General features: G+C 61.1%; 22 protein-coding genes. 11 read left to right on the top strand and 11 right to left on the bottom strand.

What is annotated here, in order from left to right; all coding sequences use genetic code 11:
• Positions 1–63: 63 nt before the first annotated feature.
• From QMK52_RS19355 to QMK52_RS19340, 4 genes are all read right to left on the bottom strand, one after another.
• Positions 64–2,964: an RHS repeat-associated core domain-containing protein gene (locus QMK52_RS19355; protein WP_320403266.1), complete on the bottom strand. Its 2,901-nt coding sequence runs from the start codon at positions 2,962–2,964 to the stop codon at positions 64–66.
• Positions 2,965–3,079: 115 nt separating this feature from the next.
• Positions 3,080–3,631 (bottom strand): cytochrome b, encoded by a 552-nt coding sequence (locus tag QMK52_RS19350; RefSeq protein ID WP_005788899.1) that lies wholly within the window; start codon positions 3,629–3,631, stop codon positions 3,080–3,082.
• A gap of 151 nt (positions 3,632–3,782) precedes the next feature.
• Positions 3,783–4,328, bottom strand: coding sequence for a putative natural product biosynthesis protein (locus QMK52_RS19345; RefSeq protein WP_005788901.1), 546 nt, complete (start codon positions 4,326–4,328; stop codon positions 3,783–3,785).
• A gap of 62 nt (positions 4,329–4,390) precedes the next feature.
• On the bottom strand, positions 4,391–4,774 hold the full coding sequence (locus QMK52_RS19340; protein ID WP_122732823.1) for a DUF2946 domain-containing protein: 384 nt from the start codon (positions 4,772–4,774) through the stop codon (positions 4,391–4,393).
• 181 nt (positions 4,775–4,955) lie between these two features.
• On the opposite strand from QMK52_RS19340, the gene QMK52_RS19335 reads away from it, so the two are divergent.
• The 3 genes from QMK52_RS19335 to QMK52_RS19325 all read left to right on the top strand — a co-directional run bounded on the left by QMK52_RS19335 (position 4,956) and on the right by QMK52_RS19325 (position 7,068).
• A complete protein-coding gene (locus tag QMK52_RS19335; protein ID WP_005788906.1) occupies positions 4,956–5,564 on the top strand; it encodes an SCO family protein in 609 nt (202 codons plus the stop codon).
• Positions 5,564–6,061 carry a copper chaperone PCu(A)C gene (locus QMK52_RS19330; RefSeq protein WP_194438496.1) on the top strand — a complete coding sequence of 166 codons (498 nt, stop codon included), beginning with the start codon at positions 5,564–5,566 and terminating at the stop codon, positions 6,059–6,061. Before QMK52_RS19335 ends, QMK52_RS19330 begins: the two co-directional genes overlap by 1 nt.
• A 515-nt stretch (positions 6,062–6,576) precedes the next feature.
• Positions 6,577–7,068 carry an HIT family protein gene (locus QMK52_RS19325; RefSeq protein WP_005788910.1) on the top strand — a complete coding sequence of 164 codons (492 nt, stop codon included), beginning with the start codon at positions 6,577–6,579 and terminating at the stop codon, positions 7,066–7,068.
• Here QMK52_RS19325 and QMK52_RS19320 read toward each other — a convergent pair.
• On the bottom strand, positions 7,052–7,534 hold the full coding sequence (locus QMK52_RS19320; protein WP_194438497.1) for a GNAT family N-acetyltransferase: 483 nt from the start codon (positions 7,532–7,534) through the stop codon (positions 7,052–7,054). The genes QMK52_RS19325 and QMK52_RS19320 overlap by 17 nt on opposite strands.
• Before the next feature lie 175 nt (positions 7,535–7,709).
• On the opposite strand from QMK52_RS19320, the gene QMK52_RS19315 reads away from it, so the two are divergent.
• The gene (locus QMK52_RS19315; protein WP_032880773.1) at positions 7,710–8,045 is read left to right on the top strand and encodes a hypothetical protein; all 336 of its coding nucleotides are present in this window, start codon (positions 7,710–7,712) and stop codon (positions 8,043–8,045) included.
• On the opposite strand, the gene QMK52_RS19310 is transcribed toward QMK52_RS19315, so the two are convergent.
• On the bottom strand, positions 8,035–9,648 hold the full coding sequence (locus tag QMK52_RS19310) for a hybrid sensor histidine kinase/response regulator (protein ID WP_005788915.1): 1,614 nt from the start codon (positions 9,646–9,648) through the stop codon (positions 8,035–8,037). The genes QMK52_RS19315 and QMK52_RS19310 overlap by 11 nt on opposite strands.
• Positions 9,649–9,745: 97 nt before the next feature.
• Between QMK52_RS19310 and QMK52_RS19305 the strand changes: the two genes are divergently transcribed.
• The 3 genes from QMK52_RS19305 to QMK52_RS19295 all read left to right on the top strand — a co-directional run bounded on the left by QMK52_RS19305 (position 9,746) and on the right by QMK52_RS19295 (position 11,796).
• Positions 9,746–10,348, top strand: a complete 603-nt coding sequence (locus QMK52_RS19305; protein ID WP_320403265.1) for a response regulator transcription factor — start codon at positions 9,746–9,748, stop codon at positions 10,346–10,348.
• A 250-nt stretch (positions 10,349–10,598) separates the two neighbouring features.
• The gene (locus tag QMK52_RS19300) at positions 10,599–11,090 is read left to right on the top strand and encodes a GNAT family N-acetyltransferase (protein ID WP_005788918.1); all 492 of its coding nucleotides are present in this window, start codon (positions 10,599–10,601) and stop codon (positions 11,088–11,090) included.
• A 316-nt stretch (positions 11,091–11,406) separates the two neighbouring features.
• The gene (locus QMK52_RS19295) at positions 11,407–11,796 is read left to right on the top strand and encodes a hypothetical protein (protein ID WP_320403264.1); all 390 of its coding nucleotides are present in this window, start codon (positions 11,407–11,409) and stop codon (positions 11,794–11,796) included.
• Positions 11,797–11,902: 106 nt separating this feature from the next.
• Here the strand turns inward: QMK52_RS19295 and QMK52_RS19290 are convergent, their stop codons facing one another.
• A complete protein-coding gene (locus tag QMK52_RS19290) occupies positions 11,903–13,096 on the bottom strand; it encodes a YgcG family protein (RefSeq protein WP_320403263.1) in 1,194 nt (397 codons plus the stop codon).
• Positions 13,097–13,228: 132 nt separating this feature from the next.
• Here QMK52_RS19290 and QMK52_RS19285 point away from each other — a divergent pair, with 132 nt between their 5' ends.
• Both QMK52_RS19285 and QMK52_RS19280 read left to right on the top strand, forming a co-directional pair.
• A complete protein-coding gene (locus QMK52_RS19285) occupies positions 13,229–14,044 on the top strand; it encodes an alpha/beta hydrolase (protein ID WP_320403262.1) in 816 nt (271 codons plus the stop codon).
• Positions 14,034–15,170, top strand: coding sequence for a PAS domain-containing sensor histidine kinase (locus QMK52_RS19280; RefSeq protein WP_320403261.1), 1,137 nt, complete (start codon positions 14,034–14,036; stop codon positions 15,168–15,170). The genes QMK52_RS19285 and QMK52_RS19280 overlap by 11 nt, the downstream gene beginning before the upstream one ends.
• Here the strand turns inward: QMK52_RS19280 and dapF are convergent.
• Positions 15,167–15,970: a diaminopimelate epimerase gene (gene dapF, locus QMK52_RS19275; protein ID WP_005788928.1), complete on the bottom strand. Its 804-nt coding sequence runs from the start codon at positions 15,968–15,970 to the stop codon at positions 15,167–15,169. The two genes, QMK52_RS19280 and dapF, sit on opposite strands and share 4 nt — an antisense overlap.
• A gap of 157 nt (positions 15,971–16,127) precedes the next feature.
• Between dapF and QMK52_RS19270 the strand changes: the two genes are divergently transcribed.
• The gene (locus tag QMK52_RS19270) at positions 16,128–16,688 is read left to right on the top strand and encodes an AAA family ATPase (protein ID WP_320403260.1); all 561 of its coding nucleotides are present in this window, start codon (positions 16,128–16,130) and stop codon (positions 16,686–16,688) included.
• On the opposite strand, the gene QMK52_RS19265 is transcribed toward QMK52_RS19270, so the two are convergent.
• From QMK52_RS19265 to QMK52_RS19255, 3 genes are read right to left on the bottom strand one after another with little or no spacing between them, the layout of a single operon-like run.
• Complete coding sequence (locus QMK52_RS19265) at positions 16,643–17,059, bottom strand: SRPBCC family protein (RefSeq protein WP_032880764.1); 417 nt, start codon at positions 17,057–17,059, stop codon at positions 16,643–16,645. The genes QMK52_RS19270 and QMK52_RS19265 overlap by 46 nt on opposite strands.
• A gap of 26 nt (positions 17,060–17,085) precedes the next feature.
• Positions 17,086–17,883 carry an SDR family oxidoreductase gene (locus QMK52_RS19260; RefSeq protein WP_320403259.1) on the bottom strand — a complete coding sequence of 266 codons (798 nt, stop codon included), beginning with the start codon at positions 17,881–17,883 and terminating at the stop codon, positions 17,086–17,088.
• Between the two features lie 17 nt (positions 17,884–17,900).
• Complete coding sequence (locus QMK52_RS19255) at positions 17,901–18,905, bottom strand: aldo/keto reductase (RefSeq protein ID WP_194438508.1); 1,005 nt, start codon at positions 18,903–18,905, stop codon at positions 17,901–17,903.
• 107 nt (positions 18,906–19,012) lie between these two features.
• Between QMK52_RS19255 and QMK52_RS19250 the strand changes: the two genes are divergently transcribed.
• Complete coding sequence (locus QMK52_RS19250; RefSeq protein WP_005788938.1) at positions 19,013–19,909, top strand: LysR substrate-binding domain-containing protein; 897 nt, start codon at positions 19,013–19,015, stop codon at positions 19,907–19,909.
• Positions 19,910–19,928 lie beyond the last annotated feature (19 nt).

The raw sequence follows: 19,928 nt of genomic DNA, 5'->3' as shown, positions 1-19,928 counted from the left end.
ATTGCCACCCAAAGAGCCGGGCCTTCAAGGGCCCGCGCTCCAGGGCCTGATGTACTGCTTGCCTCAGCGACGATGAATATCTCTCACACCGACTGCCCGATAGTTAGGCCCGCTCACATGCGCAATCAATAACCGGTAGGCGCCGCGACCCCGATGCCCGCGATACAACGGCAAATCGAAACTGCGGGTGTTACGCACTCCACGAACGGAGTGCCCTGAAGAAAAGGCCACTCGCCCCTCGATAAGATCGTTCAGGACGCCCCTGACGATGTCACCTTGCGCTCCTCGCAACTCATTCATGATGTCTTCGACATCGATGACCGGGTTCTGTGGACCCGGCGCAGGAGCAACTGCCGCAGGTTCGGGCGCTGAAACGGCGCCCGCTTCGCCATAACCTCGTCGCCCCGCACTTGCAGCCTTTGTCAGCGGGTGGACTTCGGTAGCTGTCAGCCCGGCTGCCGGCAATGGGCCAACCCTTTCATGTTGCGGAGGGCGCACCGTCATCGCTTCAAATCCCAGTCTTTTTAACTCCCGATCCGGGTTTTTGTGTGATTTGGCAGCTTTCAAAGCCGCGTGCTTGCGATGACCGGGTCCGGTGTAGGCGTAAATGCCACCGTAATCGTCAGGTATCAATCCGTAGGCGTAGCTCCCACTGTCGGATTTGTTCACTCGGAACTGATGAAGAAAATCCGCAAACGCAGTGATCTCCTCCTCGGTGGGGTTGGCCCCTTGCAATATATCCCGGGCATTTTCCATGGCCATTTCTCGATAAACTGCACTGCGCTCGTTTTCCCAGCTCCTGTCAACTCTTGCCTGCTGGCGAGCCCACAACGTTGCGCCCACAACTGCCATCATGAATCCCGCGACAGCTATCTGCGCGGCTTGGCTTGCGTCCAAGCTCATGGATGACCCAGCCAACACCGCCATGATAATGATGATGACCACTTCAACCAGGGGATTGCGCTGCAAGCCATTGTCATCCACATAGCCGACAGGGTTGTTCCCTACCATGGCGTACAGGTTCAACCCATCCACATCCCCCGCCGGGTCTGCACTTATCCACCGCATCAACCAGGGTGCGTAATACCTGAACCCGTAGTAATACAAGCCGCTGGCGTCGCGCTCCTTGCCCGAGTAACGCCGGGTTTTATAGCTTGCTTCAAGCGCATTCTTCGCGGCCCACCAGGCGGTCGCGCCGAACGGGTAATAACTTTCCTGGCTGAGCAAGGCCGCTTTTTCGTCAAGCTCCAGAGTACTGCTGCCCAGGTGATCGCAGAGGCTGAAGCGCAGTTGCTCGTCCACCATGCCCTCGGGGCGCCCCTGTTGCCATTGCAACCCTCTGACCGCAGTGCGCCCGGCCTGAGCAAGCAGCACATTGCGCCATTCACCCGAGGTGCCCTGGCGATGCAGCTCCAGGCCCGGTAGATACAGCACTTCATGGGTATGGGTCTGTGAGCCGGTGTGTGCCACTCGGCGTTTGCTGACCCGCTGGCCGGCGCCGTCGTACACATAGACCTCATCGTCATGTTCGCCGCTGTCACGCAGCACTTGCGCAACACGAACCAATTGGTTGCGCACATTCCAGGTCAGCGCCTGCCCACGCGCCAGTTCCTTGAGATTGCCGGCCTGATCAAAGCGATTGCCCAGGCAGGGCGCCGTCGCCCCCTCCCGCTCGATCACGCTGTGGTTACTGTGTTCACCTGCGTGCATGTGCTGGGTAAAGCCGCTGCCGGAGGAAGGAACATGGCGCATCTGCGTCAGGTTGCCGGCCGGGTCGTAGGCGTAGTGTCGGGTGTAGTTGCGCCAGAGATTGTCGTCCGTGGCCCCGAACACGACCCTGCCCGGCAGCGCGGATGTGCCGGCGCTACGGGAGTTTTCCCGGCCAGTGGCCTTGATCAATCGTGACAGGCTGTCGTACTCGAACGTACTGACCGCCGCCACCTGAACGTTAGTCGCCCACCGCGTCGGCTGCGCCGCGTCGTGGATGCGCAGCACGTTGCCGACCCGGTCGTAGCGGTATGAAAGGTCTTGCAGGAGCCTGCCCGGCGTGTTTTTGAGGTGGGCGCTCAAGCGCATCAAACGGCCATCGGTATCGGCGTACTCGGCCACGCTGACGACACCATTGCCCGTGCGTTCGACCAACACCTGCGCCGAGGCGTTGAAGGTGCGCTGATCCACCAAGGTCTTGCGCGCTCCGCTCTTGAAGACTATTTCGCGGTGGGTCAACAAGCCGTCTACGCCGTAACGCGATTGCTGACGATTGCCGAGGGCATCGACCTGTTCCAGCACCTGGCCCAGCGCGCCGTACCGCCAGGTGGTCGTGAATGCCTCAGCCTGCAAGTGTGCGTCGCGTTCACTCTCCGCCAGCGGCCAGTCGGACGCAGTGTATTGTGCGCGCAAACGCCGGGTTTGCACCGTGACGCTGCCCTGTACGTTGTAATGATCGAAGAACAGCGTACCGGCTGGATCATCGTGGCGGATCAAGCGGCCACAGCGATTACGTGCCGCCTCCCGAGACGTCATGCCGGCGTAGGTCATGCGCTCCACGCAGCGCTCTGCCGCTTCGTCTGCAGCACGCTCAAACACCGCCACGGGGCGTAGCAACTGATCGTATTCAAACCGCTGCCGGGCGCCACGGCTGTCCCATTGCTGCACGACCTGACCAGCGCTGCCAGGCAGCATGACCTGGCTACCGGCATCCACGCTATCGGTACTCAGGGCTAGCCCGGTGAGGCTATGGCGATTGGACAGATTGGGCGGCACAGCGTCGTCAAGGCCGTGCAGGTCAGACAGCCTGGGGTCCCATTGTTGCTGCAGGAAGCCCCGGGCGCCGAATACCTGGCGCGTGACATACTCCAGAGGTTGCTGTTGTAGCGTGTTGCGGTGGTAAGCCACGCTACGCACGGTTAACCCTCGCGGGTCGAAAACCGTCAGTGACGGGGTGTTTTGGTGCAAGGAAGACATAAGCGGATAAACCTGAAAACCAATGGTTCACAAAGCCTAGTCATCCGCTCCAGGGTCGCATGGCAGCGCACCACGCTGTGACGCGTGCGGGTCTTCCGAATCTCTCGTCAGCGCTTCAAGCCCTACGACCAAACATGCGTCGCAATACCTGAGGCTCGCCTCGCAGCGAATGCACAAGCACCGCGCCGATATGCCCGACAATCAATACCAGCATCGTCCACCCCAGTTCGCTGTGGAAGTCGCGGCCCAGATCAATCATCCACTGCACCTTTTCGCCTTCCAGGCCCTCCATGATCGTCAGGCCAAACGCCGAAAATTCGCGACCGGAGCCGTACTGGCGCAGCAGCCCGATCACGGGGATCAGCAACATCAGCGCATAGAGCGCGCCATGCCCGATCGATGACCAGCGGTTCACGCTTGGGGGGCGATGGTGCCGGTGCAACAGATTCCAGCTGGCCCGCAGTATCAGCAGCACCAGCAATAACAACCCTGTGGGCTTGTGATAGGGCCACAGCAGTTTGTCCACCGTAGAGTCGGAAGCCAGGTAGTGGGCCACCGCCGTGCAATAGATCCAGGTGAAAACCAGGGCCATCAACCCGTGCAGTGCCCGACTGACAACATCGTAGTGATCACTGGGCAAAGGGGTTGTCTCGAACATCTTCTTCATCGCAGCCTCTTGTGTTTTTGGCGTCGAACGTGAACATCGCACTCTTGCGGGTAAAAAAATACCGCTCCCATCAGCAGTATGAAAAAACAGTTTCATCCTACAAAAAGTTCGCGTTTCTTAGGTCGCCTCCCGTCATAGTTCGACCAGCACTTCAAGGCACCGGTTGCCAACCGCTGAAGCCAGCCTGGCGGGTCAACGGGCACCAGGCAAAATCCCCTGCCGGGGCAGGCAACACCTGGCGTTCGATATCAGCCAGCGGCCTGCCCTTCCAATCAACAATCCGTGCGTCTTGCCAGGCCAGAACCACGCCCTGGGCCTGGCTTTGATCGGTCGTCACCCAGCACGCCGCCGCGGCAGCCATGAAGGTTTCTATCGGCTCGTTATCTATTTGCGCACGGTACATCGAGCCCAGCAGCCAGCGGCAGACGTTCAGATGGTAGGTCCAATCCAACGGCGGCCGATGGCGATAGGCCCAGGTCATAAAGCTGCGAAACAGGTTCAGCCCCTCCGGCGGGTCAAGCTTGAGCAATGCCGGGCAGATATCGAACAAGGTGTGCCAATGGGGCAACAGGCGTGCATCCAGGTGCACAAAGCAACGGGCATTACTCGGGTAGTCGGGCAGCGCGGGCTCCGCGCACAGGCGACGGGACGCCTTGCTGACCAGGCGGCTGGCGCCTGCAGGCAATAGTTGATTCATGGATCGCACCCATAATCGTGACGGCAGAATGCCCCCTGGTCTCAGGAGGCCCAAGGCATACGTCAGAATGCGGGGGAAGCGCGGGGGTTGGCCGAGGGCCAGGAATAACGCGGCGGCGCCTTGTTGCGCCGCTCATGGCCCGGGCGCGGGTTTTGCCCGAGGCCAAGCAGCCAGGCCAGGCCGATCAGGAATACGATAGCGACGGTAATGGCGTTGCAGACCGGGCAGGCAAAGTAGTTCGAGATGTTGCTGGAACTCGGGTCAGCCAACCCTTTGTCGGAAATTGGCAGTTGGCCACCTTCTACCGAACAGAACAGCCCACCGATGCCGTTGAGCTGCTGGCCCATCATCTGACCGTGCCCCAAACCGCAGGCGAACAGGTTCATCAGCACGCAGAAGTACAGGGCCCAGGCGATCAGCGAACGGTCAGAGTGATGCAGTTTCATGGCGGCGACTCTACCACCGAAGCCGCAAAAGGATGAAGTGCGGTGCGCCCCTGTGGCAGAACGTCGCAGATTACGCGCAGTGGCCAGGGTTGATAGACTCTGCACCCTTCTCGTTACTCCTTTTCCAAGCCTGGTGAGGCAGCTCCATTGCTTCGCAGGCGTTTCACAGGATGCATAGTTGATGAGTACGTTATTCACCCGCCGCAAAGTGCTGACCGGCATGGGCCTGTTGGGCCTGGGCAGCCTGCTGGGCGGCTGTGACTACACCCCCAAGCTGAACTTCAAGTACGGCAAGGACCTCAGTGACAAGATCATGGGCCGCACCTTCAAGCTCAAGAACACCGACGGCGAAACCGTCACCCTGAGCTCGTACCGCGGCTTGATGCCCGTAGTGTTCTTCGGCTTCACCCAATGCCCGGCCGTCTGCCCGACAGCCCTGGCACGCGCCGCCCAGGCCAAGAAGCTGATGGGCCGCGACGGCAAGATCATGCAGGTGGTGTTCATCACCCTGGACCCGGAACGAGACACCCCCGAGATTCTCGACAAGTACGTCAAGGCTTTCGACCCCAGCTTCGAAGCCCTCTACGGCACCCCGGAAGAAATCGCCGTGGCCGCCAAGGAGTTCGGGATCTTTTATGAAAAGATCCCCGCCGGCGACACCTACACCCTGTCCCACACCGCCACCAGCTTCGTGTTCGACACCCGTGGCAACCTGCGCCTTGGCTTGCAGGCATCCCTTACCGCTCAAGAGTGCGCAGAAGACCTGCTCACCGTCATGGAGGTCTGCTAATGACTACCGCTCAATACCTCAAACGCTTTGCCTTCGGCCTTACCCTGCTCGGCCTCGCCGCCCACGCCAGCGCCCAGGTGCAAGTGACCGACGCCTGGGTGCGCGCCTCCGTACCGGGCCAGCCGTCCAGCGGTGCCTTCATGACCCTCACCGCCGACAGCGACAGCGAACTGCTCAGCGTGGCCTCGCCGGTGGCCAAGGATGTGCAGATCCATGAAATGAGCATGAAGGACGACGTGATGCGCATGGGCCCGGTGAAGTCGCTGGCGCTGCCGGCGGGTAAAGCCGTCAAGCTCGACCCCGACGGCTATCACGTCATGCTGATGGGCCTGACCGGCCAGATCAAGGAAGGCGACCAGGTGCCGCTGACCCTTGTGGTGCAGGATGCCAAGGGTGAAAAACAGACCGTTGAGGTGACGGCCAATGCCCGGGGCCTGGACGGCATGGATCACAGCCAGATGGACCATAGCAAGATGGACCATAGCAAGATGCATTGATTGCCCTGTGGGAGGGGGCTTGCTCCCGATGGCGGCCTCCGGGCCGACCAGGATGCTGGATCAGACCGAGTACATATCCATTGCTGCGGTAACGGCCACTTATGGTTCCGCTCTTACAGCGGGTCACTTTTGAAAAGCGCAAAAGTAACCAAAACGCTCTTGCCCCACCACTCGGCACCTCGCTCAGGCTCGGTGTGCCCGTAATCCGACAGGGATTTGGGGGGCCGCCGCCACGCGCCATCCATGGCGCGGGGCGGCTAAACCGGCATCCCTGCCGGTTTACCCCCCAAATCCCTGTCGAATTCCGGCCAGCGTGGTTTAACGGGGCGCCTAAGATCAAAAGCAGAGCAAGATCAAGAGCGGCTCGCTTCGCATCGTGGTTACGGTCGGCTGCGACGAAGTTGTGTAGATATCGATACTTATCGGAGCAAGCTCCCTCGCCATGGATTTGGGGCCACACCCTATCCGAGCAATACTTGGTATCCTGCCGCCCCAACCCATACGGACGCGTGCGTATGCAGATCGCCCCCGCTTTCATCCTGCATCAGACCGAGCATTGGCTGCTCAACCACCACCAGGCGTCAAAACTACCGGGATATCTGATGCTCGGCGCCAAGACATCGGTTGACTCGTTGGCCGACATGCCCGACGACGCACTGGCCGAACTGGGGGGCTTGCTCGCAAAAGTCCAACGCGTCATGCAAGCGAAACTGCAACCCAAATGGTTGTACATCAGCCGCTACGGCCATATGCCGGGGTTTCCCCTGCACTTTCACTTTATCCCGGTATACGACTGGGTTGAACAAGCGTTCTGGCACGACGAACGTTATCGCAGCCTGCAGGGGTTCGGCTCACAAGCTCTCACCAAAAGCCTGACCGATGGGGCCGAGCTAACCCTGTTTGTATGGCGCGAATTCGGCGAAAGCCTCACCCCACCACCGATTCGGGGCCCCGGCGTTGCTCAGGTCATTGAGCGATTGCGCGCAGCATTCAAAACGCCGGCATGACCCGCAGCCGCTTCACCATCGGCACACACGCCAGCACCAACCCCGAGGGTGAGCGATACACCGCCTGCTCATCCCCCACATAACCACATGAGCGGTAGAAACTCACCGCATTCAAGGTGGCGTCCAGCACTACCTGTTCAATCTCCATCTGCCGTGCAATACCCTCCACATGGGCAAGCATCGCCTTGCCATAGCCGCGCCCAGTGAACGCAGATCGTACGAACAATGCACCTACTTCATGGTGATCAGGATCGAGCATACCGGTAGCCACAACTTCACCGTCCACCCAGCCCAGGTAGAACGGCTTTTCCATCAGCACGCTGTAGCCATCACTTGCGCAACCTCGGGTCCAGAGCGCCATTTGCTCCGCGCTGTAGGCGCCAATGCACTGACCGCGAATGGCGTCACGGCGAATCTCGAACGCTCTGTCGGCGTCGTCTGGCGTAGCTCGTTTTATCTCCAACACTGCCTGTTCCTTCCATGACTTCAAATTGCCATTAGCCCATTTGTGCTAATCGACCCTGCCCGCCTGCGACGCTATATTCCTCGGCACTTCCAACGCTTCCTCAACACCGCGCATTCATTGCGTGCGGGTTTGTTGCGCGCTGGAAAAACCAAAACAATCCCAAGGAAGACGCACCATGAAACTCCACTCCCCTGTTACTCGCCTTGCCCTGCTGGGCGCCTTGATCATCGGCGTCGCCGGTTGCAGCAATATCAAGCCCACTGAAGATCACCTCAAGAAGCTGTCGGAAACCAACCTGGGCGAGCCGGTAAAACGTATTTCCAATGTGCGCAGCGATTCCATGACCACTTACTATGTAGCCAACACTGCGTCCGGCGAATACAACTGCTCCGTACCAAGCGGGGCCAGCGGCGGTGCATTTGCAATCGCCAGTTTTGGCCTGATGAAACCTGCCGCCTACTGCCAGCCAAAAGGCGCGCGTGGCAACGGGTTGACACCGTTCATGCAGTAACTTTTTCCTGGCTGAGGTCACGCAACCTGCCGCGCAGTTCCGCAGGGCGCACCGGTTTGGACAAGATGGCGATCTGACGGTCGTGCAACGCGGCCTGGATTCTCTCCACGTCGTGACCGGTGAGGATCAACGCCGGCACCGCCCAACCGCGTTGCTGGCGTAGCTGGTCGATGCATTCGATGCCAGTGGCGTGATTACCCAGGTCGTAGTCGGCGACGATGATATCGCAGTCGCTGACCAGCCCCTTCCCACTCGACTCAGCCTGCACCTGGCACCCCCATCGCTCCAGCAGCGCCTGGGTGGCAAGCAGCACGTTGTGATCATCCTCCACCAGGCACACTTTCAGACCGGTGAGCAAGCCGGCCTGGCGCACATCGTCGCGCAGCGCCGGTTGACGCGGCGCGTTGGCCAGGGCCAGGCCGTGCAGGCTCACCGAGGTGCCCTGGCCCAACCGCGAACGCAGGCTCACCTGCATCCCCATCAATTGCCCCAGGCGCTTGACGATGGACAGCCCGAGGCCCACGCCTTCGACATCCTTGTCACGCAGTTGGCGCACGCGATAGAACTCTTCGAAGACCTTTGACAGATGCTCCCGTGCAATCCCTCGCCCCTGATCATGCACCTCTATGACCAAGCCGTTTTCGCGACTACGCACGCCGATCAGCACTGGCCGCTGCGCGCCGTATTTGAAGCAATTGGAGAGCAGGTTTTGCACCATGGTTGCCAACATGCCCGGATCCACCAGCGCCCAATGAGCGCAGGGGCGCAAGCGCAACTCCACGCCGGCCCAGCGTGCGGCCTCGGCGTTCTGGCGCACCAGGTCGGCAAGAAAGTCGCCCAGGTGGATCACCTGGTATTTGGGCAGCAGGCGACCATTGTCGAGGGTGTAGAGGTCGAGGATCGAACGGAACAGTTGCGACACGTTGAGCAGCGAGCGATCGATATTGTCCACCAGCCGCCGCTCGTCATCCCCCAACCGTGCTTCGCGCAGGCAGGCGGTGAACAGGCCAATGGAGTGGATCGGCTGGCGCAGGTCATGGCTGGCTTGGGCGAGAAAGCGGGATTTTTCCAGGTTGGCGGCAATGGCTTGTTCCGAAGCCTTGCGCGTGCGCTCCAGAAGGATATGGGCGTACACCGGGATCACCGTGCTGGTGATCATCAGCATCAACACCATGAACGGTTGCGCCTGCCACAGCGGCGTAAGCTGGTACACGATCAGCAGCGCCAGCAACGCCAGCCCCGTGGCAATCGCCAGGTAGCGCGACCCGTAGCGCATCCCGTTGCCCAGGTTCACCCAGACCATCACCGCGTACAGCGGCAACGCTGCTTCACCGCCGACCACCAGACCGAACGACGTGCCGGTGTAGTCGTGGATCATGCCGAAGATGCGCCGCGCCGGGTAATGCCCGGGCCAGCGTGCGATCACCTGGCGCAACACGATGGACGCCAGCAGGAACCCGAAGATATACAGGATCACCGGCAGGTAGGTGTCCAGCGACTGCCCGGGCAAAAAACCCAGTACGCTGATATACACAATGGCGATGGTGGCCACCACGATGCGCAGGTTAGCCTGATCGAGTTCGGAGTTGGTCTCGGGACTCATAGTCATATCCTTGACATATCATCTTTGGAAAAGGGCCCTTGGCCCGCTGGTAAAGTAGCATGCCTCGACACCACCTTGCCCCAGGAAGGAGCTCGCCATGACCGGCCGGATCATCATCGCCGACGACCACCCGATGTTTCGCGAAGGCATGGCACGCACCGTGCGGCGCCTGCTGCCAGACGCCCAGGTGCAAGAGGCCGGCGACCTGGCCACAGTGAATGCGCTGCTGTGCGAGGCGAGCGAAGTCGACACCCTGATCCTCGACCTGCGCTTCCCCGGCCTGACTTGCATCAGCCAACTGGCCGAACTGCGCCAGCAACTGCGGCGCACAACGTTGATCGTGGTGTCGATGGTCGACGACCCGGCGCTGATCGAACAGGTGATGGCCCTGGGTGCCGACGGTTTTATCGGCAAGAACATCACCCCCGACGACATTGGCCAGGCGTTGCTGGCGATCCGCAACGGCGAAGTGCTGGTCAAGTTCGCGCCTTCGGGCCTGCTGCCGCTGGACACCCACACCCTCACCACCCGCCAGCAGGAAGTGCTGCGCCTGATAGCCCAGGGCAAGACCAACAAGGAAATCGCCAAAGCCCTGGATATTTCGCCGTTTACCGTGCGCATTCATGTGTCGTCATTATTGCGCAGTTTGAATGTGCCGTCGCGGGCGGCGGCGGCAGTAAAGTATTCCGGGGAATTCTAGGTCGTCCGAATGTGGGAGGGGGCTTGCTCCCGATGGCAGTGGGTCAGTCCAAGATGCGTTTACTGACACTCCCTCATCGGGAGCAAGCCCCCTCCCACATTGGACTGAGTCGCATCAGTCAGGCCTGCGCTCTGCATCCGATATTTCAGTCGAACCTCACACCTTCCCCTCCAAGCAAATGGCCTTGCTGTGCCATAAGCTCGACGTTTCTTTATGATGTTGCCTTTCGCTCAACGCCCTGGAACCACCCATGCCCACCCTCACCCTGCGCAATGCTCTGCCCACCGACGCCCGCCGCTGCTTTGAAATCGAAACCAGCGCATACGAAGGCGACGAAGCCGCCACTCTGGAAAAAATCACCACGCGCATCGCCCAGTATCCCCAGGGCTTTTTGATCCTGGAGGAGGATGGCGAAGTCGTAGGTTTCATCAATTCCGGCTGTGCCCACAATGTGGTGATGTCGGATGAGGCATTCAAGGAATTGGTAGGCCATGTGGCCGAGGCGCCGAATGTGGTGATCATGTCGGTGGTGGTCGACCCGGCACATCAAGGCAAAGGCTATGCAAAAAAACTGATGACCGTGTTCGTTCAGCGCATGACAGCAATGGGCAAGCAGACGATTCACCTGATGTGCAAGCACCAGCACGTGCCGTTGTACACCCGCATGGGCTACACCTATGTGCGTCCTTCGCCGTCGGATCACGGTGGGATGGCGTGGCATGAAATGGTGAGAACTGTCTAAGAAAGGTCATTACATAACTGTTTCCAATCGTGAAACAAGCGCACACCACTGAGCCGTCAAATGTATTTCTACAAATGAAAACCTGAGTACCAACGACGCTTTCTTACATCCAGCCTGACTCTGCTGCCCCTTTGCCGGATTGCGCCTATCGCCACTCTCACTATTTGGAAACCCGCGACCACAGCGGTTTCACTCGGTTACATTCACCCGAAATGGGCCGCATTGAGCGACTGCTCACGTCGCTGTAGCCTGCGAAACGCCGAGCCGGGACGCCGTCCTGGCGGGTCAATATCCCAGCTATCAGAGAGGTGCAATCGTGTCTTCAATCAATGGTTACAGCCCATCTATCCCTGCATACCAACCCGTTGACAACAGCAGGATCGACAACGACAAAGCCAGATACAACCCCAAGGAAGAAAACCAGATTGGGGACGATGCAGAAGTGTCCGATGGCAAGGGCGGCTGGAAGAACATCGGCGATGAATACAGGGCCCACGCCAACCGTAGTCGGCTGGATCAAAACTTCCTGCCTCCGGACGAAAAGGCCGTCGACAATTCTCAGGTCAACACTGCCCGCAGCCGGTTAGATCGCAACTTCCTGCCGTCGGACGAAAAAACCGTTGAGAACGCTAAAGGCAACGCCAACCGTGACCCCATTGATTTCGAAATCAAATCCGATGGCAAGGGCAGTTGGGTCAAGGCGTAACACTGCAATCGGCTGTTTGCTGTCCAAACCGTTGTGCCCCCCCATGGCATTGCCAAACACCCGCTTGCCATGGGGGGGGTCGAAAGTGTAGGTATCGGCTAACGCGTCACCAACTGCCGGAAGCCCCACCGCCACCACTGGAACCACCGCCACCGGAGGAACTGCCACTGGAGCTGGACCTGCTGGAACTCGAACTGGAGCCGCTACCCGATCCCGTCCCTTCGCCGACCTTGCCGAAGATGATCAGCGCGACAAACGATGCGATGGGAAACGCCAACAGCCAGCCGTCGCGGCCGCCGTCAATCACCCACCCTGCCACCACGTACACGACTACCGCCGCCAGCAGTCGCACACTAAAACCTGCACGGCTGGTGCGCCAGGTCTGCCTCATGATCAGCAGTAGCACCAGGTACAACCCCAGCACCACCAAAACGCCCAGTGGCCACAGCAGCCAATGGATGAAACTGACGTCCACATACTGGTTTGCCACCACCAACCCGAGGATATAAGCCAGCAGCCCGATTACGCAGTAAAACAGCGTACGCACCTGCCACAGCGCGCCGAATATCGCGCCGCCTATCAACAGCGTCAGCGGCATGACAAACAGGAACATCGGCCACTCCCGACCGCCCGCCAGCAGCGTCAGCAACAGCGTGGCCGCCACGGTGACGATCAACGCCCGGCGCCAATGCAGCTTGTCGGCAGCGATCGCCACGCCGCCCAAGCCGCCCAGGATAAACGCCACCAGCAACGCGATAAATTGAGGATTGATCCCGGCGCCCGCCAATGGCGGCAAGTCACCGCCGTCCACCAGTACGGTCAGGGCGTCCACGCCCTGTTGCACACCGCCGGCAAAATCACCCTGACGAAACGCCGGGGTGATCTGTTCTTCAATAATGCGATGAGCCAGCAGGTCGGTGACGATGCCTTCCAGGCCGTAGCCCACTTCAATGCGCACTGCGCGGTCAGCCTTGGCCACTACCAGCAGGATGCCATCGTTGACGTCCTTGCGCCCCAGCTGCCAGGCGCGAAACAGTTGGTTGGCATAGTCTTCGATAGCGGCGCCGCCCGTGGTCGGCACCAGCAACACCGCGACTTGCGCGCCTTTGCGCGCTTCAAGGTCGCCAAGCTGGCTTTTAAGGCGCTGGGTGGTGGTTGCGTCGAGGGTGTTGGTGAGGTCAATCACCCGCTGGTCGAGGGCGACCCCGATCGGTGAAGTGTCCGCCTGGGCTATGCTCAGCACGCCGAGGAGCACCAGGGCCAGCAAACCCGAGACCTTTTGACACCAATTCCCTATCATGTTTTGTTACCTGAGGTTTCTTCCTTAAGCTGCCGACTTTACCTTATCGACGTATAACGCGTGACCCCAGGTGCGCGACTATCTAAACTGCGGCCTTACCCCGCATAGCAAATTGCCAGCTACGAGAACGCCATGGACCTGCGCTACCGCAACAATGTGAATGTGATGGGCGACGGTCCTTCGACGCTGGTGTTTTCCCACGGCTTTGGCTGCAATCAAGCGATGTGGAACCAGTTGGCGCGGCAATTTACCCAGCGCTTTCGCGTGGTTCTCTACGACCTGGTCGGTGCGGGCCGGTCGGACCTCAGCGCGTTCGACAAAGCCAAATACCTGACCCTGGACGGCTACGCCCACGACCTCAACGAGATTATCGACGCCTACGCCCAAGGCCCGGTGATCCTGGTGGGCCACTCCGTCAGCGCGATGATCGGCACCCTCGCCGACCGTTTTGTCCCGGGGCGTATTGCGGCGCACGTGATGATCGGTCCATCGCCGCGCTATATCGACACTGACGATTATGTTGGCGGCTTCAAGCGCGAGGATATCGACGACCTGCTCGACACCCTCGACAGCAACTACCTGGGCTGGTCGAGCGCGATGGCCCCGGTAATCATGGGCGCGCCGGATCAACCGGCACTGGGTAAGGCGTTGACCGAGAGCTTCTGCCGCACCGATCCGGACATCGCCAAGCAATTTGCCCGGGTGACCTTCCTTTCGGATAACCGCCAGGATGTAGTGGGCCTGACCACTGCGGTGTTGATCCTGCAATCGACTGACGACCTGATCGCCCCCGTAGCCGTGGGTGAATACCTGCACCGCGTGCTGCCCAACAGCACTTATTGCCTGGTGGACAATGTCGGCCATTGCCCGCATATGAGTGCACCCCAGGCGTGCGCAGCGGCAATGGACCGGTTCCTGGCCCCCTGGGCGCCTGCCGATGCCTGCTGAGTCGCTATTCGACAGCGCCGCCTGCGCCCTGGCCGTGACCCAGGAGGACGGCACGATCCTGCACGTCAACCCGCGCCTGAGTGACTGGCTCGGGTTCAGCGCGGCCGAACTGCAGGGGCGCCGCTTCCAGGACCTGTTGACCATGGGCGGGCGGATTTTCTACCAGACCCACCTGGCACCAATGCTGCGCATGCACGGCAGCGTCACCGAAGTGAAGCTCGACATTCGCCACAGCGCCGGGCACAAAGTGACCGTATTGCTCAACGCCAACCAGCGCCGGCAGGCCGACGGCGTGGTGCATGACCTGGCGCTGTTCGGCACCACCGACCGCGACAAGTACGAGCGCGAGCTGCTCAATGCACGCAAGTTGGCCGAAGCGCTGCTCCAGGAAAAAACCGCCACCGAGGTCGCCCTGCAACAGGCCCAGGCCGAACTCAGCGCGGCCTATGCGGTTGCCCATCGCCGGGCGTTGTTTGCCGAACAGATGGTGGCGATTGTCAGTCATGACTTGAAAAACCCCCTTACCGCCATCCGCATGGCTTCGGACTTTCTGCAGCGCGGCGAGCGCACGGCCAAGGAGCGCCAACTGCTGGGGCATATCGGCCAGTCGTCCGAACGCGCCCATCGCATGATCGCCGACCTGCTGGACTTCACCCAGGCGCGGGTCGGCCAGGGCATCACCATCAAGGCGGTGCCGCTGGATCTGCACGGCGTTATTCAACAGGCGGTGGATGAATTGCGGGTGGCCTTTCCCAGAGCCACGCTGGTGCATCAGGCCGAAGGCAACGGCCAGGCGTGCCTGGATGCCGACCGAGTGCAGCAGATGATCGGCAACCTGGTTGCCAACAGCGTGGCCTATGGCGACCTGCTGCAACCGATCACCATCACCTCGCGCCTGGGCGACAACGCCTGTGCGGTCGCAGTGCACAACCATGGCCTGGCGATTCCCGAAACTCTGCTGGCCGGGTTGTTCGAGCCCATGACGCGTGGCACCGACCAGGGCAGCGATGTGCGCAGCGTCGGCCTGGGCCTGTATATCGTGCGCGAACTGGCCAAGGTGCATGGTGGCGATGTGGCGGTGACGTCCTGCGACACGGCCGGTACTACGTTTACCGTGACGTTCTAGGCCAGGTATGCGGCGCCCTGCATGATCGGCTCGACACGGCCGGTCAAGATGACTCCGCCCTGCCCGTCCCACTGCACCGTGACCGTGCCGCCGTCGCATTCGACCTCCACGCTGTCATCGAGCAGCCCGCGCCGAATTCCATTGACCACCGCGCCGCAGCAGCACGAACCGGAGCCCAACGGCACCGCGCCGCCCCGCTCCCAGATGCGCAGGCGAATACGGCCACGGCTCAACACCTGCACAAAATGCACATTGGTCTTGGCCGGGAACAGCGGGTGGGCTTCAAGCGCCGGGCCCACCGCCGCGACATCGATGGCAGCGATGTCTTGCACAAAAAATGTGCAATGCGGATTGCCCATGCTGCAGGCCGCCGGGTTACCGTCCATCGGCAGCACGCGGGTGTCCATCGCCTCGGCCAGCGGCACCGCCGCCCAGTCCAGCGACGGCGCGCCCATGTCCACCGACACCCGCTGCCCGTCGACGCGTGTGCACGTCAGCAAACCGCGGTCGGTGCGTAATACGACGGTGTCGATGCCGGTCTCGTGCATCAGGCGGTCGGCCACCCCGCGAGTCGCGCTGCCGCAGGTTGGCAGGCGCGTGCCGTCGGGGTTCCAGAACTGGACATGTGCGGCGGCGTCTCCACAGTCGAGCATCACCGCCAACTGATTGAAACCGATACCCGAGCGGCGGTTGCCCAGGCGGGCGGCGACCTGTGCAGTGATGGGGTTGTCCTGGCCACGGCGGTCGATGATGATGAAGTCGTCGCCATGGGCGTGCATCTTCACGAATGGCAGGGTCATGGGCGCAGGTCCTGTTGTCGAAGTGAAGCAGTTCTAATAACACTGTAGGAGCGAGCTTGCTCGCGAAAATAGTGAAGACCACACGTTTTACCTGGAAGTACGCGTTAGCGTTGACGTTTTTCGCGAGCAAGCTCGCTCCTACCAAGGGTTGATGACCATGCTTTTTGTATTCAGCGGTCTGCCCGGCAGCGGCAAGACCACCGTTGCCAGGGAACTGGCGCGACAGACCGGCGCGGTTTACCTGCGTATTGATGTGATCGAACAGGCGCTGCGCGATGCCGCCGTATTGGCGGGGGATGTGGGCGCCAGCGGCTACAGCGTGGCCAATGCATTGGCGCTGAGCAATTTGCGCTTGGGGCATCGGGTCATCGCCGACTGCGTGAACCCGGTCAGGGACAGCCGCCAAGCCTGGCAAGCCGTGGCGACGGCAGCGCAGGTTGAACTGATCAATATCCAAGTGGTGTGTGCTGATCAGCACGAGCATCGGCGCCGTGTGGAAAGCCGCGTGGGCGATGTTCCCGGGCTGGCGCCGCCGACCTGGCAGTCGGTGCTGGTGCATGAGTATGAATGCTGGGATGAGCCGCCGTTCAGGCTCGATACAGCGCAGAGGACGCCCGCTGAGTCAGTTGCAGCGATCCTCGCCCATCACCAGTTTTTCCCGATAACACCGGTTCAGTTGGGGAAGTTGCCGCGCAACGCCTCCAAGCCACCGCTGTAGACGCCGGCAAATAACTCCTCCACCGCCGCATCCGTGGTGCCCGCTGCCGGAGTGAACACGCCGGACCAGGTGACTTTGGCCGACGACTCGGTCAAGGCTTCAACCTGCACGGTCGCCAGATACGCACTCACCGGAAACGGCGATTCTTCAATCGTGTAGCTATAAATGCGCGCCACGTTGTCAAAGGTCTGCAAACGCTCGACGATCTGGCCGCCGTCAGCGGTGGTCAGGTGACGCACACGGCCACCTTCGCTCGGCTCGCTCTTGGCGATAAAGGGCAGCCAGTCGGGCAGGCTGTTGAAGCCGCCAATCAGTTGCCAGACCTGGTCGGCGGATGCCGGGATTTCAATTACTGAAGACGCTGTTGCCACAATAAATACTCCAATCAGGGGAAAAATCAGATCGCCATGCTGTCGACAACGCCACCGTCTACGCGCAAAGCGGCACCGGTAGTGGCAGACGACAGCGGTGAAGCAATGTACGCCACCAGGTTCGCCACTTCATCCACATTGGCTGCACGCTGGATGATCGAGGTGGGCCGCGCATTACGCACAAACACATCGGCTTCTTCCCGCGCACTACGCCCGGACTGGGCCGTGGCGTACTTGAGCATCTGTTCCAGGCCGTCGGTAAAGGTCGGCCCCGGCAAAATCGCATTCACCGTCACCCCGGTGCCTGCCAGGCGCTTGGCCAGGCCGTGGGAGACCGCCAGGTTGGCGCTTTTGGTCACGCCGTAGTTGATCATGTCGGCCGGCGTCGCCACCCCGGATTCCGACGACACAAAGATCACCCGCCCCCAGCCCTGCTCGACCATGCCCGGCACATAGTGCCGTGCCAGGCGCACGCCGCTAATCACATTGACCTCATAGAAGCGCGTCCATTCACTGTCCGGCGCGTCGAAGAAATCCACATCGTTGAAGATGCCGAGGTTGTTGACCAGGATATCGGCGCGAGGTTCGGCGGCGAACAGTATCTCGGCGCCCTCCAGGGTGCCAAGGTCGGCCACCAGCCCACGCAGGTCAGCGCCGGGCACCCCTTGGCGAATGCTGGCCAAAGCGTCGTCGACCTTGCCCGCGTCCCGCCCGATCACTACCACCGTTGCGCCGGATTGCGCCAGGGCCTGGCTGATGCCCAGGCCGATACCGGCGGTGCTGCCGCTGACGATGGCCACTTTGCCGCTCACATCAATTTTCATGGTTAGCTTCCTTAAGATTAGAGAGGCAGAGGCGCGCGGTCCGATATCAATCGGGCCTCGCGTAGCGCTTGCCAGAAGGCTGCTGGAATCTGTTCTGACAACGCCGCAACGTCTTCAGCAATGCGACCCGGACGACTGGCACCGGGAATCACCGCCGCCACGGCCGGGTGTGCCAGGGAAAACTGCAGCGCCGCGGCTTTCACACTCACGCCAAATGCCTGGGCAATCGCCTTGATCTGCTCGACCTTGCTGATGATCGCAGGCTTGGCGGGCTGGTATTCAAAGTGTGCGCCGCCGGCGAGGATGCCAGAGCTGTACGGGCCGCCGACCACAATTTCAACCTGCTGGGCCAGGGCGGCGTCCATCAGGCGTTGCAGTGCGCGCTCGTGGTCCAGCAGCGTATAGCGGCCGGCGAGGAGGAACCCGTCGGGCTGCGCCTCAGTCAGGTCCAAGGTCAGTTCACACGGCTCGACGCGATTGACGCCCAGGCCCCAGGCCTTGATCACACCCTCCTCGCGCAAGCGGGTCAGCACTTTGAAGGCCCCGGTGCGGGCCTGGTTGAAGTAATCCAGCCACTGGTCGCCGTAAAAATCCTGGGCGATATCGTGAATCCACACGATGTCGAGGCGATCGGTTTGCAGGCGCTTGAGGCTGTCTTCAATGGAGCGCAGGGTGGCATCGGCGCTGTAGTCATTGAGGATTTTATTCGGGCGGCCGTGTTCGAACACGCCGCTTTTTTCGCCAAGGTCGCGGGCGCCGGTTTCGACTTCATCCAGAATCACCCGGCCGACCTTGGTGCTGAGCACGTAGTCATCACGGTTGTAGTTGGACAGGGCCTGGCCCAAGCGGATTTCCGACAGGCCCGAGCCGTAGAACGGCGCGGTGTCGAAGTAACGGACGCCGTGGTTCCAGGCGGCTTCGACGGTGGCCTGGGCTTCGTCTTCAGGGATGGCGCGGAACATGTTCCCCAAGGGTGCGGTGCCAAAGCCCAGTACACCGGGGAGTTTGTCTTTCAAGCTCATGGTGAGATCCTCAATCGGTTGGTTGTGACCGTTGAGCAGATGCTAGATTGCGTTAGTCAGACCGTCCAAGACATACTGCGACCAACTTGAGTCCTTACAGGTCTTACATGATCGATCTACGCCAACTGCGCTACTTCGAAGTGGTCGCCGAAGAAGAACACGTCGGCCGCGCCGCCGAGCGCTTGCACATCTCCCAATCGCCCCTGAGCCGGCAAATAGCCCAGCTCGAAGAGCGCCTGGGCCTGACCCTATTCGAACGCAGCCAGCAGCGCATCCGCCTGACCCGCGACGGCCAGACCTTCCTGGCTGAAACCAAGGCGCTGCTGACCCATGCCAACCGTCTGGAATCGCTGGGCAAGCGCTTGGGCCGGGGGGAAGAAGGCGGCCTGTGCATCGGCTATATCGAAAATGCCATGCACGCAGGCCTTCTACCCAACGCCCTGCGCATACTGCGCGACGATCGGCCCACCGTGCACATCAAGCTGTATAACCTGCCCTCCCTCGAACAGTTGGAGGGCCTGCGCCAACGCAGTCTGGACATCGCCCTGGTAAGCGAGCCCCCCGCCGACGACGATCCAGATCTGAGCGCCTTGCAGGTGCTCGACGACCCGATGCTGCTGGCCCTGCCCGAACAACATCCGCTGGCCCGGCAACGCGAACTGCTGCCCGAACACCTGGCCGACCAACAATGGATCGGCGTGCAGCGCAAAGCCGGCGCCAACCCCGCCGATGATTTCGTCGCCGCCTGCATTCGTGCCGGTTTCACCCCACAGATTCCCATGGAAGCCGGCGAACCCTTTACCGCACTGGGCCTGGTGGCGTCAGGGCTCGGGGTAGCGATGGTGCAGAAGGGCCTGAACCGCAACGCCCCGCCCGGCGTGGTGTTGCGCGAGTTGCCGTGGCTGACCTACACCACACCGCTGTGGGCGGCCTGGCACCGCGTCAATTTGCGCCCGCTGGTGGAGACGTTTCGCAAGGTGCTGACTGAACCTGAGGCCAGTTAACAAGGCGCCACAGTACAGC

It is taken from the genome of Pseudomonas sp. P9_2 (assembly GCF_034008255.1).
GTDB lineage: Bacteria > Pseudomonadota > Gammaproteobacteria > Pseudomonadales > Pseudomonadaceae > Aquipseudomonas > Aquipseudomonas synxantha_A.
Note: the sequence above shows the minus strand (reverse complement) of the source record. Positions and strands in the feature narration are given on the sequence as shown.